The organism is Microbacterium sp. C-MGS6, from assembly GCF_058140415.1.
Genome location: NZ_CM176934.1, coordinates 2,402,673 through 2,418,973 on the forward strand (window position 1 = coordinate 2,402,673; position 16,301 = coordinate 2,418,973).

The 16,301-nt window shown below is 71.7% G+C and carries 14 protein-coding genes; 8 read left to right on the forward strand and 6 right to left on the reverse strand.

The features are described from left to right. The first annotated feature begins 58 nt into the window (after positions 1-58). From AC3B5L_RS11815 to AC3B5L_RS11825, 3 genes are all read left to right on the forward strand, one after another. Complete coding sequence (locus AC3B5L_RS11815) at positions 59-1,048, forward strand: hypothetical protein (protein ID WP_268776838.1); 990 nt, start codon at positions 59-61, stop codon at positions 1,046-1,048. A gap of 78 nt (positions 1,049-1,126) precedes the next feature. Then, positions 1,127-2,725, forward strand: coding sequence for an acyl-CoA carboxylase subunit beta (locus tag AC3B5L_RS11820; protein WP_490095803.1), 1,599 nt, complete (start codon positions 1,127-1,129; stop codon positions 2,723-2,725). Next, positions 2,722-2,964 (forward strand): acyl-CoA carboxylase subunit epsilon, encoded by a 243-nt coding sequence (locus AC3B5L_RS11825; protein WP_187661921.1) that lies wholly within the window; start codon positions 2,722-2,724, stop codon positions 2,962-2,964. The genes AC3B5L_RS11820 and AC3B5L_RS11825 overlap by 4 nt, the downstream gene beginning before the upstream one ends. A 197-nt stretch (positions 2,965-3,161) precedes the next feature. On the opposite strand, the gene AC3B5L_RS11830 is transcribed toward AC3B5L_RS11825, so the two are convergent. The 4 genes from AC3B5L_RS11830 to AC3B5L_RS11845 are packed head-to-tail and all read right to left on the reverse strand — an operon-like array spanning position 3,162 to position 7,353. After that, on the reverse strand, positions 3,162-4,184 hold the full coding sequence (locus AC3B5L_RS11830) for a hypothetical protein (protein ID WP_268776837.1): 1,023 nt from the start codon (positions 4,182-4,184) through the stop codon (positions 3,162-3,164). Then, positions 4,181-5,416, reverse strand: a complete 1,236-nt coding sequence (locus tag AC3B5L_RS11835; protein ID WP_187661923.1) for a sensor histidine kinase — start codon at positions 5,414-5,416, stop codon at positions 4,181-4,183. The genes AC3B5L_RS11830 and AC3B5L_RS11835 overlap by 4 nt, the downstream gene beginning before the upstream one ends. Beyond that, positions 5,406-6,065 carry a response regulator transcription factor gene (locus AC3B5L_RS11840; protein WP_071329676.1) on the reverse strand — a complete coding sequence of 220 codons (660 nt, stop codon included), beginning with the start codon at positions 6,063-6,065 and terminating at the stop codon, positions 5,406-5,408. Before AC3B5L_RS11840 ends, AC3B5L_RS11835 begins: the two co-directional genes overlap by 11 nt. 43 nt (positions 6,066-6,108) lie before the next feature. Next, a complete protein-coding gene (locus AC3B5L_RS11845; protein WP_268776836.1) occupies positions 6,109-7,353 on the reverse strand; it encodes a class I SAM-dependent RNA methyltransferase in 1,245 nt (414 codons plus the stop codon). A 23-nt stretch (positions 7,354-7,376) separates the two neighbouring features. Between AC3B5L_RS11845 and AC3B5L_RS11850 the strand changes: the two genes are divergently transcribed. Then, complete coding sequence (locus AC3B5L_RS11850; protein ID WP_268776835.1) at positions 7,377-8,012, forward strand: Maf family protein; 636 nt, start codon at positions 7,377-7,379, stop codon at positions 8,010-8,012. A 78-nt stretch (positions 8,013-8,090) separates the two neighbouring features. After that, positions 8,091-9,857 carry an acetyl/propionyl/methylcrotonyl-CoA carboxylase subunit alpha gene (locus AC3B5L_RS11855; protein ID WP_259954231.1) on the forward strand — a complete coding sequence of 589 codons (1,767 nt, stop codon included), beginning with the start codon at positions 8,091-8,093 and terminating at the stop codon, positions 9,855-9,857. Between the two features lie 97 nt (positions 9,858-9,954). On the opposite strand, the gene AC3B5L_RS11860 is transcribed toward AC3B5L_RS11855, so the two are convergent. Then, positions 9,955-11,403 (reverse strand): NAD(P)H-quinone dehydrogenase, encoded by a 1,449-nt coding sequence (locus AC3B5L_RS11860; protein ID WP_025105680.1) that lies wholly within the window; start codon positions 11,401-11,403, stop codon positions 9,955-9,957. A gap of 48 nt (positions 11,404-11,451) precedes the next feature. Between AC3B5L_RS11860 and AC3B5L_RS11865 the strand changes: the two genes are divergently transcribed. The 3 genes from AC3B5L_RS11865 to AC3B5L_RS11875 are packed head-to-tail and all read left to right on the forward strand — an operon-like array spanning position 11,452 to position 14,218. Next, positions 11,452-12,285 (forward strand): purine-nucleoside phosphorylase, encoded by an 834-nt coding sequence (locus AC3B5L_RS11865; RefSeq protein ID WP_259954625.1) that lies wholly within the window; start codon positions 11,452-11,454, stop codon positions 12,283-12,285. Further along, the gene (locus tag AC3B5L_RS11870; RefSeq protein WP_259954623.1) at positions 12,282-13,952 is read left to right on the forward strand and encodes a phospho-sugar mutase; all 1,671 of its coding nucleotides are present in this window, start codon (positions 12,282-12,284) and stop codon (positions 13,950-13,952) included. Before AC3B5L_RS11865 ends, AC3B5L_RS11870 begins: the two co-directional genes overlap by 4 nt. 2 nt (positions 13,953-13,954) lie before the next feature. Next, a complete protein-coding gene (locus AC3B5L_RS11875) occupies positions 13,955-14,218 on the forward strand; it encodes an HPr family phosphocarrier protein (protein WP_259954622.1) in 264 nt (87 codons plus the stop codon). A 3-nt stretch (positions 14,219-14,221) separates the two neighbouring features. Here the strand turns inward: AC3B5L_RS11875 and AC3B5L_RS11880 are convergent, their stop codons facing one another. Continuing rightward, positions 14,222-16,144: a BglG family transcription antiterminator gene (locus AC3B5L_RS11880; protein ID WP_268776833.1), complete on the reverse strand. Its 1,923-nt coding sequence runs from the start codon at positions 16,142-16,144 to the stop codon at positions 14,222-14,224. Positions 16,145-16,301: the final 157 nt, after the last annotated feature.

The following is a 16,301-nucleotide window of genomic DNA, read 5'->3' on the forward strand; positions in this document are numbered from 1 at the left end:
TTCCGCCACGGACCGGGGCTCTCGGTGTTTTCGCGGACGGGCTCCATAGGATCGGCGCATGGCCCCCAAGGTGCACAAGATCCACTCCCTGCCGGACGACGCCCCGTGGGACAAGGGCGTACCCCCGGTCGGCTCCCCCGAGCACCCCATGATGGTGCGCGGGCTCGATCGGGTCCTGTCGATCCAGCGGCCGCTGGTGCTCGCCCACATCCGCAGCATCCGGCTCCGCAACCCCCACGCGACGCCCGACGAGATCATCCGGATCCTGGAGCGGCGCTACCTCGCGGCCGTCACGACGGGTGGGGCCGCGGTGGGGGCGACCGCCGTCGTGCCCGGCATCGGCACCGGGATCACGCTCGCGCTCTCCGGCGTCGAGACCGTGGGATTCGTGGAGTCCACGGCCCTCTTCGCGCAGTCGGTGGCCGAGGTGCACGGCATCGCGGTCGGCAACCCCGACCGCGCACGCGCTCTCGTCATGACGCTCATGCTCGGCAAGGAGGGCGTCGACCTCGTCGGCCAGCTCGCCCGGCAGGTCGCGGGGCGCGGGGGCAGCCGCTCGGCGTACTGGGGCGAGATGGTGACGAAGTCGCTGCCCCGCGCCGCGGTGGGACCCCTGGTGGACCAGCTCAAGGGGATGTTCGTGAAGCAGTTCGCGGCCAGGGGCGGCGCCTCGTTCATCGGCAAGGCGATGCCCTTCGGGATCGGCGCGGCCATCGGCGGGGCGGGCAATCACATCCTCGGCCGCCGGGTGCTCACCACGTCCCACCGCGCGTTCGGCGCCGCGCCGCGCACCCTCCCCGCCGAGCTGGAGCCCGTGCCCGGCGCCGAGAAGGTGGAGCTGCGGATGCTCCGGGGGGCGCGCTACGCCGGCACCGCCGTCGCGGGAGCCGCCGGCACGGTGGCGCGCGGAGCGGGATGGGTCGGCCATCGGGTCGGTGAGATCGCCGGACGCCGGCGTGAGCATGCGGCGGACGAGATCGAGGCGGGCGATAGCGACGGCGACCACGATCTGCCGCCGCGCCCGGGTTCCGACGCGACCGGGAAGTGAGGGGTCGCGCACCTCGCCAAAGGATCCGTCGACCCGTTGTGCCGATCATCCAACGGACGGCGCGGACCCGACGCTAGGGTGGAATCCGTGACGGACAAGCCCGCCCCCTTTACCACCGCCGGCAAGATCGCGGACCTGCGCGCTCGCTACACCGAGGCCGTCGTCGACGCCGAGGCGAAGGCGAAGGAGAAGCAGCACGCGAAGGGCAAGATGACCGCCCGCGAGCGCATCGAACTCCTCGTCGACCCCGGCAGCTTCGTCGAGTTCGACGAGTACGTGCGCCACCGCACCACCGCGTTCGGGATGGACCGCTCGCGCCCCTACGGCGACTCCGTCGTCACCGGCGTCGGCACCATCCACGGCCGCACCGTGGCGGTGTACTCGCAGGACTTCTCGACCTTCGGCGGGTCGCTCGGCGAGGTCGCCGGCGAGAAGATCGTCAAGGTCATGGAGTTCGCCCTGGCCGGCGGCATGCCCTGCATCGGCATCCTCGACTCCGGCGGGGCGCGCATCCAGGAGGGTGTGGTCGCGCTCGGCAAGTACGGCGAGATCTTCCGTCTGAACACCCGCGCCTCCGGCGTGATCCCGCAGATCTCGATCATCATGGGCCCGGCCGCCGGCGGCGCCGTCTACTCGCCCGCCCTCACCGACTTCGTCATCATGGTCGACAAGACCAGCCAGATGTTCGTCACCGGGCCCGACGTGATCAAGACGGTCACCGGCGAGGACGTCGGCATGGAGGAGCTCGGCGGCGCCTACACGCACAACACGCGCTCCGGTGTCGCCCACTACCTCGCGGAGGACGAGGACGACGCGATCGACTATGCCCGCACGCTCCTCGGATTCCTGCCGGACAACAACATGGCGGAGCTGCCGTCCTACGAGAGCGCGTTCGAGTTCGAGACCACCGACGCCGACCGCACGCTCAACACGCTCATCCCGGATTCCCCGAACCAGCCGTACGACATCCACACGGTGATCGAGCATGTCGTGGACGACGGCGACTTCCTCGAGGTGCAGCCGCTGTTCGCTCCCAACATCGTCATCGGCTTCGGCCGTATCGAGGGCCGCTCGGTCGGCATCATCGCCAACCAGCCGTCCCAGATGGCGGGCACGCTCAACATCGAGGCCGGCGAGAAGGCGAGCCGGTTCGTGCGGTTCTGCGACGCGTTCTCGCTCCCGATCGTGACCCTCGTCGACGTGCCGGGATACCTGCCAGGCACCGACCAGGAGTGGACAGGGGTCATCCGCCGCGGCGCCAAGCTCCTCTACGCGTACGCGGAGGCCACCGTGCCGCTCGTGACGGTGATCCTGCGCAAGGCGTACGGCGGCGCGTACATCGTCATGGGGTCGAAGCAGCTCGGCGCCGACGTGAACCTCGCCTGGCCCACCGCGGAGATCGCCGTGATGGGCGGCCAGGGCGCCGTCAACATCCTCTATCGCGGCGAGATCCGCAAGGCGGAGGAAGCCGGCGAGGACGTGGCGGCGGTCCGCACGCGTCTGGCCAACGAATACACCTACAACGTCGCCTCGCCCTTCCTCGCGGCCGAGCGCGGCGAGCTCGACGGCATCATCGAACCGGCGAACACGCGCGTCGCGATCGCGAAGGCGCTGCGCGCGCTCCGCGGCAAGCGCGCAGAGCTGCCGCCGAAGAAGCACGGGAACATCCCGCTGTGAGCGCGCAGGAATCCGCCGTCGACGGGACGGCCCCCGCGCCGCTCCTTCTGGAGATCACGCGCGGCGCCGCCACGGAGGAGGAACTCGCGGCCCTCATCGCGGTGCTCGGCGACGCCTACGAGACCGAGCAGGCGGAGGCGACGGTCGAGGAGCCGCGGGTGTCGGCGTGGACGCGCACGCAGCGCCCGCTGCGCCGACCGCTGCGTCGCGACATCCCCTGGGGACGCTTCGCCGGCTGAATCGGGTCGTCGTGTTTTGTCCCCCAAAATACCTACAGACAACCGTTGCACGACCCCGCAGACTGAAGGGGACGCTTCGCGTTCGGCTGGTCTCTCTGTCCCAGGGTAGACAGACGCTGATCGGCCACCAGCGGACGGTTTTCGGGTAACTGTCCGCACGGCGAGGGGCAGGCGGATTCGCCGCCCCTCGCCCACTCTCACTTCCGTGCGTCGGAGGCGGTCTCACGCCGCTGTCTGGCGATCTCGTGCCACAGGTCCACGGAGTCGTCGTCCGAGGCCCGCAGGCCCGCGCGGCCGACGACCGTCACCGCCACGAGCGGATCCCGTGCGGAGCGGATGATGATCCGGCCGGTACCCGCGCTGCGCAGGACCGCCGCGAGTTCGTCCCGGATCTCCATCCGCCGCCCCTCGTCCACGCCGTCGAGCCCACCCTCGTCGAACACGGTCACCGAGGCACCGTGGCGGCGCGCGGCGTCGATCGCATTGCGGACGTCGTCGTTCAACAGGTCCGCGCCGCGCAGCTCGTCACGCAGACGTCCCTCAGCGAGCCGGGCTTCCAGGCGCTCGTCGTCGTCGAGCAGCCCGCGTGAGGCCACCACCCTGCTGAGGATCGGGCCGGCGACCGCGAGGGCGAACTGCGTCCGCAGCCGACGCTCGCGCTGCCGGACGCGCTGCGTCGCATGCCAGGCCGACACGGCCTGCTGGATCTCGGACAGGCGCTCCGTGTCGCTGACGGCGCGATCCCAGAACATCACCAGCAGCTGGGCGACCGCCACCCACATGATCGAGCCCACCACGCCGAGGTTCATCGCCACGCCCATGCCCAGCGCGAGCGACGCGGAGACGACGAGCACGGCGAGCGTCGTCCAGCCCACCCAGGGCCGGCGCCGGACCACGCACACCACGCCGAGCAGCCCGAGAGCGCCGATGTACCAGGTGGCGAACGGCGCCGTGCGATCGTCCGGTTCCAGCGAGAGGGTCACGAGCGCCGGGATCACCGCGCTCACGGCCAGCGCGAGGAGAGCCGACCACAGCGGCATCCGGACCGTGGCCGGGCTGCCGAGGATCGCGATGTTCACCACGACGAGGTACGCGGCGATCGCGAGGACCATGAGCAGCGGTGCCGTCGGCTGCTCGATCCACCAGATCCCGCGGGCGACGAAGTACAGCGCGAACCCGACGGCGAGCGAGGTCGCGACACTCCGCACGGTCCGGTTCATGAGCGCTCCCAGCCCAAGGTGACGACGGTGCCGCCCTCGTCGGAGGAGATCCGCGCGGTGCCGGCGACACCGGCCATACGGGCGAGGATGGAGGCGCGGATGCCGAGCCGATCCGGACCGATCGTGTCGACGTCGAACCCGTTCCCGGTGTCGGAGACCGTCACGGCGATGCCCTCGTCGCCGTGACCGACCACGAGGATGTGCAGGCCGCGACCGTGGGCGTGTGCGACCGCGTTGCCGATCGCCTGCCGCGCCGCGAGCACGAGAGCCCTCGCTGCGCGCCCCGGGATGAGGCCGCTCCCGCCACGCTCCTCCACGATCGCGTCCGCGCCGAGCTCGGAGAGGGCCCGTCGCAGCTCCACGACGATCTGCGCGGCGCCCACCGGCTCATCGCTACCCTCCTCCGCGACCGCCGCCTCCGTGTTCGCGAGCCGCGTGAGCGCCTCCCGCGCCATCGCCACGGCGAGCTCTCTCGCCCGCTCACCCTCCGCGCGTTCGGCGGCGATGAGTGCGGCCAGCACGCTGTCGTGCATGAGCGCCGACATCGCCACGCGCTCCTCCTCCGCCGCCGCCGCGGCCGCCGCCGTCGCATACGACGCCACCGCCGTGCCCCGCGCCTCGTCCACGCCCGCGGCGACCGAGCGGAACATCCAGCCGAGCGAGACGATCACGACGCCGAGGATGAGCGTGAAGGAGACGTCGAACGCGGTCGTCACCCAGAACTCGCGCGAGAAGTCGCCCTGCACCAGACGCACGTACCCGTAGACGAACGGCACCCCGACCGCCCACGCGAACTGCAGCCGCACGGGGAAGGCCAGCATCGCCGCCACGACTCCGACGTTCACGAGGAAGAAGATCCACGGCTGGTCCCCCGCCACCTTGTCGGTGGGATCGACGACGACCGGCCATGCCGCGAGCGCGAGGACGTACACGACGGCGAAGACCCCCGCGGCCAGGCGCACGCCGCGTCCGACCAGGCAGGCGACGAGCATCGCCGCCAACGGCACGAACACGGCGATGAGCATCGCGATGTGCGGCACGTCCGCGCGGGACATCGTGTGCACGGCCGCGATCAGCGCCTGCGCCCCGAGCACGGCGGAGCCCAGGGCGACGACGATCGCGAGGATGCGCTCCATCCGCTTCCCGGTGAACCGCTCGAAGCCGTTCTCCGCGCTGCCGGGAGACGGGATCTTGCTCCAGGCGTCGCGGACGCTCAGCGGCTCAGCGGGCACTCGGCGCCCCGTCGGCCGTCACGATGCCGTCCTCCATCGCGCGCCGCAGCAGATCGACCTTGGTGGGCGCCGGCCGACCGACCTCGACGTACTTCACCCGGATCCGGGTGATGTTCTCCTTCGCCGTGGAGTACGCGACGCCGAGGCGCTCGGCCACGGCCTTCAGGGGCAGGCCGGTCGCGTACAGGCGGAGCACCTCGCGCTCCCGGGTGGACAGCTGGGCGTCGGCGAACGCGCGGTCGCCGTCGACCGCGCTGGCCCATTCGACGTTGTTCAGAGCCTCACCCTGCGCCACGGTGCGGATCGCATCCAGCACGTCGTCGAGGGCGGAGGACTTGCTGACGACTCCGGCCGCGCCGGCCGCCAGCGCCTCGCGCACGGCTGCCGGACGGTCGGCGACGCTGTGGATCACCACGCTGGCGCCGTCGGCGACGAGGGACACGACGTTCTCCGTGACCGTCGTCCCGTCCCCCAGCGTGAGGTCGAGCACGACGACGTCTGCGGGTGGAGCGCCCGTGGACGAGCGCCACACGAGGTAGGAGCCGACCGTGCTCCCGGTGAACACGACGGTCTGCCCGTCCCTGGCGCACGCGGCCTCGAGGCCGAGGCGGACGGACTCGTGGTCGTCGATGAGGGCGACGGTGCTCATGCCCACAGCCTAGTGAGTCGCGGACCCGGGGCCGGGAATGCGCTCACCGGGTGAGCAGGGCGACGACCTCGAAGTGATGCGAGTGCGGGAACAGATCGAAGCCGCGGAGGGCACCGACCTCCCACCCCAGGCCGCGGAAGGTGCCGAGGTCGCGGGCGAGGGCCACCGGGTCGCAGGCGACGTAGGCGATCGCGGACGGACTCAGCGCATGCACGCCCTCCACGACCGCCCGCCCGGCCCCCGACCGCGGCGGATCGAGCACGACGGCTCCCGTGGCACCTCCGCGCCGCGACTGCTGCAGGAAGCGGTCGACGCGAGCCGTGACCGCCGTCACGTCGAGCGGGGCGAGGTTCGCGGCGGCGTGCTGCGTCGCCCGGCGGCTGGACTCCACCGTGACGACATCGGTGCCGCCGAGATCCGCGAGGGTCCGCGCGAAGAGGCCGACGCCGCCGTACAGGTCGTAATGCGTCGCGTCCGGCTCCACATGCCCGTCGAGCAGCCCGTACACGGCACCGTCGAGGACGGAGGCGGCACGGGGGTGCACCTGCCAGAACCCTCCGGCGTCGACGTCGAACGTGCGGTCACCGACGCGTTCCTGCACGACCTCGGGTGTCGGCCGAGGACGACGACCCCGCGGTGAGCGCCGCTCGGCCTCGGGGTGGCGGAGGATGCGCACCCGGCCGTCCGCGGGCTCCACGAGCTCGATGCGTCCGGCCTTCTCGCCCTGCAGGGCCAGGGCGGCCTCGGCGATCGCGGGGCGGGCGAGCGGGTGCGTCGACACCGGGACGACGCGGTGGCTGCGGGCCGCGAAGGGGCCGATCCGTCCCTCGTCGTCCACGTGCAGGGTCACCCGCGTCCGCCACCCCGTCCCATCCCCGGACTCCACGGCTTCGATCTCCGGCGCCTCGAGTCCGGGACCGGCGAAGCGGTCGAACGCCTCCGAGAGAACCTGTCGCTTGAGCACGCGCTGGTGCCCGAGGTCGATGTGCCCGAGGTCGGCACCCCCGGGCCGCTGGGCGGGGTCGTGCGCGACGTCCGCCTCCGGCCAGATGTGCGGCCGCCGATGCGGGGAGGCCTCGAGGACCTCGATCGTCTCGGCGCGCCAGAAGCTGCGGGTGTCGGGCTCCCCGGCGCCGGCGGACGGATCCAGCAGGCGGGCTCGGACGCGCTCCCCCGGGATCGCATCGGAGACGAAGACCACGCGACCGTCGTGACGGGCGATGAAGGTGCCTCCGTGGGCGATGCCGGTGATGTCGAGATCGAGCACGTCGGCTGCGGAGGAAGTCATCCTTCGAGGATACGGTGGTCTCCATGCGCGTCTGCCTCGCCTCGACATCCCCTGCCCGGCTCATGCTGCTGCGTCAGGCCGGCATCGAACCCCTCACGCTGTCGCCGGAGGTGGACGAGGACGCCCTGGCCGCCGCCGCGGAGGAGCGCATGGGCCCCGTCGCACCCGCCGACCTCGTACTGCTGCTCGCTCGCGCCAAGGCCGCCGCCGTCGCCGAGCGGCTGGCCGCCGAGGGCGTGTTCGACGGCATCGTGATCGGCGGGGACTCCATGTTCGCGCTCGGGGACCGGGTCTACGGCAAGCCCTACACGCCGGAGGAGGCCACGCGCCGGTGGCAGGAGATGCGCGGCGCCACCGGCGTGCTGCACTCCGGGCACTCCGTGTTCCGCGTCTCCCCCGGCGCCGAGCCCGTCGAGGCGACCGCTGTCGCGGAGGCCGCCGTGACGTTCGCCGAGGACATCAGCGATGAGGAGATCGCCGCGTACGTGGCATCGGGGGAACCGCTGCACGTCGCCGGAGCCTTCACCGTGGACAGCCTCGGCGGCGCCTTCATCACCCGGGTCGAGGGCGATCCCTCCACCGTCGTGGGGATGTCACTCTCCACCGTGCGCCGTCTCGCTGCCGATCTCGGAGTGCGGTGGACGGATCTGTGGTCGTAGACTCCCCTCCACGTTCTTCCCTCTTTCTTGTCGAGAGTCGTCAAAAGTATCGGGATGCTACTCGCTAGGCTGGCAACCATGCCTGAAATCGCGAAGGTGCTCGTCGCCAACCGCGGCGAGATCGCCGTCCGCATCGTCCGTGCCGCTCGTGACTCCGGGATCGCCTCGGTCGCCGTCTACGCCGACCAGGATCGGGACGCGCTGCACGTGCGCCTCGCTGACGAGGCGTATGCGCTCGGTGGCGCGACCAGCGCCGAGACCTATCTCCAGATCGAGAAGATCCTCTCCGTCGCCCGCCGCGCCGGCGCCGACGCCGTGCACCCGGGCTACGGGTTCCTCGCGGAGAACGCCGAGTTCGCGCGCGCCGTGATCGACGCCGGGATGATCTGGATCGGCCCCTCCCCGGAGGCCATCGAAGCGCTCGGCGACAAGGTCACCGCCCGCCACGTGGCCGAGAAGGTCGGCGCGCCCCTCGCGCCCGGCACCCCCGGCCCGGTCTCCGGTGCCGACGAGGTCGTCGCCTTCGCGCAGGAGTACGGTCTGCCGATCGCGATCAAGGCGGCCTACGGCGGCGGCGGTCGCGGCCTCAAGGTCGCCCGTGAGCTCGACGAGGTCGAGGAGCTGTTCGAGTCCGCCACGCGCGAGGCGGTCGCCGCGTTCGGCCGCGGCGAGTGCTTCGTGGAGAAGTACCTCGACAAGCCCCGGCACGTCGAGACCCAGTGCCTCGCCGATGCCGAGGGCAACGTCGTCATCATCTCGACCCGCGACTGCTCGCTGCAGCGTCGACACCAGAAGCTCGTCGAAGAGGCACCCGCCCCGTTCCTCACGCCCGAGCAGAACGAGAAGCTCTACTCGGCGTCCAAGGCCATCCTCAAGGAGGTCGGCTACGTCGGTGCGGGCACGTGTGAGTTCCTCATCGGCGCCGACGGCACGGTCTCCTTCCTCGAGGTGAACACCCGCCTCCAGGTCGAGCACCCCGTGTCCGAGGAGGTCACCGGCATCGACCTCGTCCGCGAGCAGTTCCGCATCGCCGCCGGCGGCACGATCGACTACGACGACCCCCAGCCGCAGGGCCACTCCATCGAGTTCCGCATCAACGGCGAGGACCCGGGTCGTGGATTCCTCCCCCAGCCCGGCCCCATCCACGTCTTCAAGACCTTCGGCGGCCCCGGCATCCGCCTCGACTCCGGTGTCACCGCCGGGGACGCGGTCTCCGGCGCGTTCGACTCGCTGCTCGCCAAGATCATCGTCACCGGCAAGGACCGCGCCGAGGCCCTGGAGCGCGCGCGTCGGGCCCTGGACGAGTTCGAGGTCGCAGGCCTTCCCACCGTCATCCCCTTCCACCGCAAGGTCGTCCGCGACCCCGCCTTCACGGCCGAGGACGGGACGTTCGGCGTCTACACGCGGTGGATCGAGACCGAGTTCGACAACGACATCCCCGCGTGGGACGGCGAGCTCGAGGCTCCGGCCCCCGCGAACGCCCGGCACACGGTGGTCGTCGAGGTCGGTGGCAAGCGGCTCGAGGTCAGCCTGCCCGATCGCGTCGCCGTCGCCCCCGGCACCACGGGACGCCCTGCGGCGGTGCCGCCGTCGCGTCGCAGCCACGCCACGGTCGCCAACGCCGGGGCCTCCGGCGACGCGGTGAAGTCGCCGATGCAGGCCACGGTCGTCAAGGTCGCCGTCGAGGAAGGGCAGCAGGTCGTCAAGGGCGACCTCGTCGTCGTCCTCGAGGCGATGAAGATGGAGCAGCCGCTGCAGGCGCACAAGGACGGCGTCGTCGGCAGCATCGACGCCGCCGCTGGCACCACGGTGTCCGCCGGCCACCAGCTCCTCACGATCTCCTGACACGATCTCCTGACACGCGAGACCCCGCTTTCACGCCGAGACCCCGGGCTGCAGATGTCTGCAGCCCGGGGTCTCGGCGATTGCGCGGGGTCTCGGGTCAGGAGATGTTCACGAGGTGCATCGCGCGGCTCGCGTCGGTGATGCTGCTCGAGAGCGAGGGGTACGCGGCGAAGACCCGGGAGACCTGGTCGACGGTGAGGCGACGCTCGACCGCGATCGCGATGGGGTAGATGAGCTCGGAGGCCTTCGGTGCCACGATCACGCCGCCGATCACGGTGCCGGAGCCCTTGCGCGCGATGAGCTTGACGAAGCCGTCCTTGATGCCCATCATCTTCGCGCGCGGGTTGGCGGCGAGCGGGAGCTTGTAGACCATGCCGTCCGCGAGGCCGTCCTCCACGTCCTTGACGCCGTAGCCGACGGTCGCGATCTCCGGCGCGGTGAAGATGTTGGAGGTGATCTTGATGAGCTCGAGCGGGATGACGATGTCGCCCAGCGCGTGGAACACCGCCGTGCGACCCTGCATCGAGGCCACCGAGGCCAGGGGGAAGAAGTTCGTGCAGTCCCCGACCGCGTACACGTTCGGCACCGAGGTGCGCGCGACGCGGTTCACGCGGACGTGTCCGGAGTCGTCGAGCTCGACACCGGCCTCCTCCAGACCGATGCCGGCCGTGTTCGGGATCGAGCCGACCGCCATGAGGCAGTGGCTGCCCTCGACAGTGCGACCGTCGGACAGGGTCACCGTGACACCGTCTCCGGTGACCTCGACCTTCTCGGCGCGCGACTTGGACAGCACCTGCATGCCGCCGCGCTTGAACACCTTCTCGAGCACGCGCGCCGCATCCTGGTCCTCGCCGGGGAGGACCTGCTCGCGGCTGGAGACGAGCGTGACCTTCGCCCCGAGGTTCATGTAGGCGGAGGCGAACTCGGCACCGGTCACGCCGGAGCCGACGACGATGAGGTGCTCGGGCAGCGCCTTCATGTCGTAGAGCTGGGTCCACGTGAGGATGCGCTTGCCGTCGGGCTTGGCGGAGTCGAGTTCGCGCGGCGAGGCGCCGACCGCGACGACGATGGTGTCGGCCTCGACGCGGTCGAAGTCCGTGCCCCGCTCGCCCGTGGAGACGACGATGGCGTTCGGACCCTCCAGACGGCCGTGACCGGAGAGGATGCGCACGCCTGCGTCGAGGAGGGTGGTGCGCATGTCCTCGGACTGCTGACCGGCCAGCGCCACGAGGCGCTTGTTCACCGCCGCGAGGTTGATGGCGATCTCCGGCTTGAGGGGCTTGCCGTTCTCGCCCTTGGCGTAGAAGTTCACGCCGAGGTCGCTGGCCTCGGAGATGGCGACCGCGGCGTCCGCCGTCGCGATGAGGCTCTTCGAGGGCACCACGTCGGTGAGCACGGCGGATCCGCCGACACCGACGCGCTCGACGAGGGTGACCTCCGCTCCGAGCTGGGCGGCCGCCAGGGCCGCCTCGTAACCGCCGGGTCCGCCGCCGAGGACGGCGACGCGCTGAGTGCGCTCGAAAGTGGTGGAAGACATGCTCTCCATTCTTCCGCAATCCTGGCACCGGAGCCTGCCACTTCCTAGAGTGGATCCATGCCTGAAACCCACAGCAACCCCCTCGACGACCCCGCTGCGAACCCGTTCGAGGTCGCAGCCGAAGCCGCCGCCGACATCGCGCGGCTGACCGGCGTCGAGAAGCACGACATCGCCCTCACGCTCGGCAGCGGCTGGGGCAAGGCCGCCGACCTCATCGGCGAGACCGTGGCGACGATCCCCGCCACCGAGGTCACCGGGTTCTCGAAGCCCGCTCTGGAGGGCCACGTCGGCACGCTGCGCAGCATCCGGACGCCCGGCGGGAAGAACATCCTCGTCATCGGTGCCCGCACGCACTACTACGAGGACCACGGCGTCCGCCGGGTCGTGCACAGCGTCCGCACCGCCGCAGCCACCGGCGCGAAGATCATGGTGCTCACCAACGGCGCCGGCGGCATCAAGGAGACCTGGAAGCCCGGCCAGCCCGTGCTGATCAGCGACCACATCAACCTCACCGCCGACTCCCCGCTGGAGGGCGCGACGTTCATCGACCTCACCGACCTCTACGCGAAGCGCCTGCGCGACATCGCCCGTACGGTCGACCCCACCCTCGACGAGGGCGTCTACACGCAGTTCCGCGGCCCGCACTACGAGACCCCGGCCGAGGTGCAGATGGCCAAGCACATCGGCGGCCACATCGTCGGCATGTCGACCGCGCTCGAGGCGATCGCGGCGCGCGAGGCCGGCATGGAGATCCTCGGGTTCTCGCTCATCACGAACCTCGCGGCCGGGATCCAGCAGACCCCGCTCAGCCACGCCGAGGTCATCGAGGCCGGACGCGAGGCGGAGCCGGTGATCTCCGACCTGCTGGCCCGGGTGGTCGAGGCCCTGTGAGCGAGGAGCGGCTCGCCCAGGCCCGCGCCTGGCTGCGCCAGGACCCCGACCCGCAGACCCGCGACGAGCTGGCCGGCATCATCACTCGCGCCGCCTCCGGGGATGAGGCCGCCACGGCGGAGCTCGACGACCGCTTCGGCAGCCGTCTCGCGTTCGGCACGGCCGGACTGCGCGGCGCCCTGGGGGCAGGAAGCAACCGGATGAACCGGGTGCTCGTCTCCCAGGCCGCGGCGGGCTTCGCGGCGTATCTGCGCGAGCGGGCCGCGGGCGCGACCCCGACCGTGGTGATCGGCTACGACGGCCGCCGCAACTCCCGGGTGTTCGCCCAGGACTCCGCGGAGCTGTTCGCCGGTGCCGGCCTGCGCGCGATCCTGCTCCCCCGCCTGCTCCCCACCCCCGTGCTGGCCTTCGCGGTGCGGCACCTCGGCGCCGACGCCGGCGTGATGGTGACCGCGAGCCACAACCCGCCGGACGACAACGGCTACAAGGTGTACCTCGGCGGCGCGGATCACGGCTCGCAGATCGTGGCTCCCGCCGACGCCGAGATCGCTGCGCACATCCAGCGCGTCGCAGACGGCGGAGACGTGCGGACCCTGCCGCGGTCCACCGCCTACGAGACCGCGGGCGAGGATCTCGTCCAGGCCTACGTCGCCGCCACCGCGGCCGTCGCCCCCGCACCCGCGGCAGGCCGCCGCCTGCGCTGGGTCTACACCGCGATGCACGGCGTCGGCTGGGAGACGTTCGCGCGCATCCTCGACGCTGCCGGCTACCCGCGGCCGATCGTGGTCGACGAGCAGCTCCACCCGGACGCGACGTTCCGCACGGTGTCCTTCCCCAACCCGGAGGAGCCGGGCGCCATGGACCTGGCGTTCGCCACGGCCCGGAGGGCGAAGGCGGACTTCATCCTCGCCAACGATCCGGACGCCGACCGGCTCGCCGTGGCCGTCCCCGACGACACCGCCGCGGACGGCTGGCGACGTCTGACCGGCAACGAGGTCGGACTGCTGCTCGGCGCCCGCGCCGCGCGTGCCGCGGCCGGAACTCCCGGAGCCTCGCTCGCGTGCTCGCTCGTCTCCTCCCCCGGGCTCGGCGCCATCGCCGCCCACCACGGGTTGGACTTCCACGAGACGCTCACCGGGTTCAAGTGGATCTCGCGGGCTCCCGGCATCGTCTTCGGCTTCGAGGAGGCCCTGGGCTACCTCGTCAACCCCGAGACCGTGCGCGACAAGGACGGCATCTCCGCCGCGGTCGCCGTGCTCGGGCTGGCCGCCGAGGCGCAGGAGCGCGGGCTGACCCTCGCCGACCTCGTCCGCGAGGTGGGCGACACGTACGGTCACTTCGCGAGCTCCCAGGTGTCGGTGCGGGTGGCTGACCTGTCGCTCATCGGCACGGTGATGCTGTCGCTGCGCTCGCTTCCGCCCACGCAGATCGGCGGACGCTCGATCGCGTCGACCGAGGACCTGCTGCAGAGCGCACCGGGGCAGCCCTCCGGGGACGTGCTGCGGTACCGGCTCTCCGACGGATCCCGGGTCATCGTGCGCCCGAGCGGAACAGAGCCGAAGCTCAAGGTCTACATCGACGCCGCAGCCGACTCCGCGGAGGGTGCGGCGGCCGCCGTCGCCGAGCTGGAGGCCGGTGTCCGGGTCCTCCTGGACGAGCGCTCCTGACCATGCCCGTCCGCCACGTCGTCGTCAGCGCCCACAACGGGGTGCACGCACGACCGGTCGCGGAGCTCGTGCGCCTCGCGCAGGCGCACGAGCTCCCGGTCACGCTGCGCACCGCCGGCGGCACGGCCGTGGATCTGCGCAGCGTCCTCGCGGTGATGGACCTCGCCCTCGCCCCCGGGGACGCCGTGACCCTGGAGACGGCGCCGGGTCCGTCGTCCGAGCGCGTCCTCGCGCAGCTCGCCCTGGTGCTCGCGCCCGACGCCTGAGTCTCAGCCGTCGATCACGGCGACGAGCTCGTCGAGGAAGCCCTCGAAGGTCACCCCGCGGCGGACGATCCGCTGCACGCTCTCCCGCTCGCTGAACACCTCGACGAGCTGCTCGAACACGGTCTGGAAAGCCGCCCTGTCGCTCTCGCTGAAGGCGGCGAGCGCGACGACCTGCACGCGTCCGTCCCCCCATGCCGCCGACCCGTCCGCGACGCCGAGCGCGATCGCCGTCCGGGTCGCGGTCATCTGCAGCGCGTGCGGCACGGCGAGCGCGTCGGTGAACGCGGTGGAGGACATGCGCTCGCGCACGATCGTGTTCTCCACGTAGTCGTCGCCGATCAGACCGGCCCGGATCAGCGGCGCGCCGAGCCGCCGGATGATGGCCTCCTCGCCCTCGTCAGGGAGCGGGTGCACGAAGGCATCGGGGTGGAAGTAGCGCGCGAGCTCCTCCCGGAGTCGGGCGAGCCGTCGACCGCGGCGCAGCCGCCCTGCGGCCTGCTGGATGCGGTCGACGTCGGCGTCCGTGAGGAACGGCTGGATGCGCACGAACCGGTCGCCGGAAGCCCCGGGTTCGATCGTGCTCAGCACGAGGTCGGTGTCGAACGACGCCCAGTCCGGGTCGACGTTGGTGACGACGCTGGTGACCTCGATCGCGGAACCCAGCGAGCGGTCCACGCTCGAACGCAGGAGTTCGTGGAGTTCGTAGTAGCCGGGGCAGACGATGGTCGCGGTGAGGATGGACTCCGCCTTGCGGCTCCGCTCCAGCCGTCCCCCGACGTGCATGGCGATGTAGGCGATCTCGTCGTCGTGGATGGGCGTGCCGAGCCGGTCGTGCAGACCGCTCGCGATCGACACCGCCACCTCGAAGATCATCGGATAGGTCGTCTTCAGCGAGCGGGTCAGCGGGTTCCGGGTGAGGGCGCTCTCCTCGGCGCGGCGCAGGAGGTTCTGCACGTGCAGCGCGAGGCGGAGCACGAACGTCTCGTCGACGAGGTCGACGCGGTAGTCCTCCGCGGCCCGCGCGATCTCCGCTCTGACCGCCGCCTCCACGTCCGGGGCGACGCCGCTGCGGGCGAGCTCCTGCGCCGCCTCGCCACCCGGCGCGACGATCCGCGTCAGGACCAGGGAGGCGAGGTGACCGCTGTCGCCCTCGCCCAGGACCACGGCGAAGTGCTCGGCGGCGAGGCCGGCGAGCACCGCTCCCACCCGCGGGATCTCCGGTCGAGCTCCCACGGGGGGTGCCTCGAGAGCACGGCCGGCGGCCACCCGCTCGGCGGCGATCGCGATGTGCAGGAGCACGTCGGCGATCGCGAGTTCGTTGACGTAGTAGCCGAGTTCGCCGAGCTCGCGCACGAGGGCCGACTTGAAGGGTCCGACCGCCTGCGCATCGACCGCGGTCCCGGAGAGGGCCCGCCGGAAGATCTCCGGGTGGAACGACGCGTCGTCCATCTCGTCGTGGGCGAGGCGGCTGAGCAGGCGGCGCTGGGCGGCCTCGTCTCCGTGGAGCCGCACCCGCTCACGGGCCCGGTCGAGCGTCAGGTCGGTCCCGTCGAGGAGACCGCGGACGCGGACCAGGTCCGCCTCCAGCGTCGCCTCGCTCACGTGCAGCGCATCCGCGGTGTCGAAGACGTCGATCCCCTCCGGCTCGTCCAGGAGCAGCCGGACGAGGGCGTGCAGCCGTTCGCGCGGGGCGGAGTCGCCGCCCTGCCGGACGCGCAGCGCGCCGCGGGCGCCGGGGCCCGCCCGATAGCCCGCGGGGCCGGACTCGACGACCGCGGCGCCCGGCGTGCGGGCGTTCAGTGCCGCGACGTAGGAGCGGATGCTCCGCGGGGTCACACCCAGGAGATCGGCCAGCGTGCCTGCGGTCGCCCAGCCCTCCTCGCGCAGCAGCGCGGCGAGGAGCTGGTCCTGACGCTGGCGCGACATGGTCCCTCCGAGTTCCCGTGCTGACGGCACTGTCCGACTGCTCTCCATGATGACAGCCTCCGGCGACACGGGCGCGGCGAGGAGCATTCCGCAGGGGCGGAAGAGAACGTGTTGGTGCCGCCGTGGTCACGTTTCCCAGACTGTTCTCAGGAAGGGT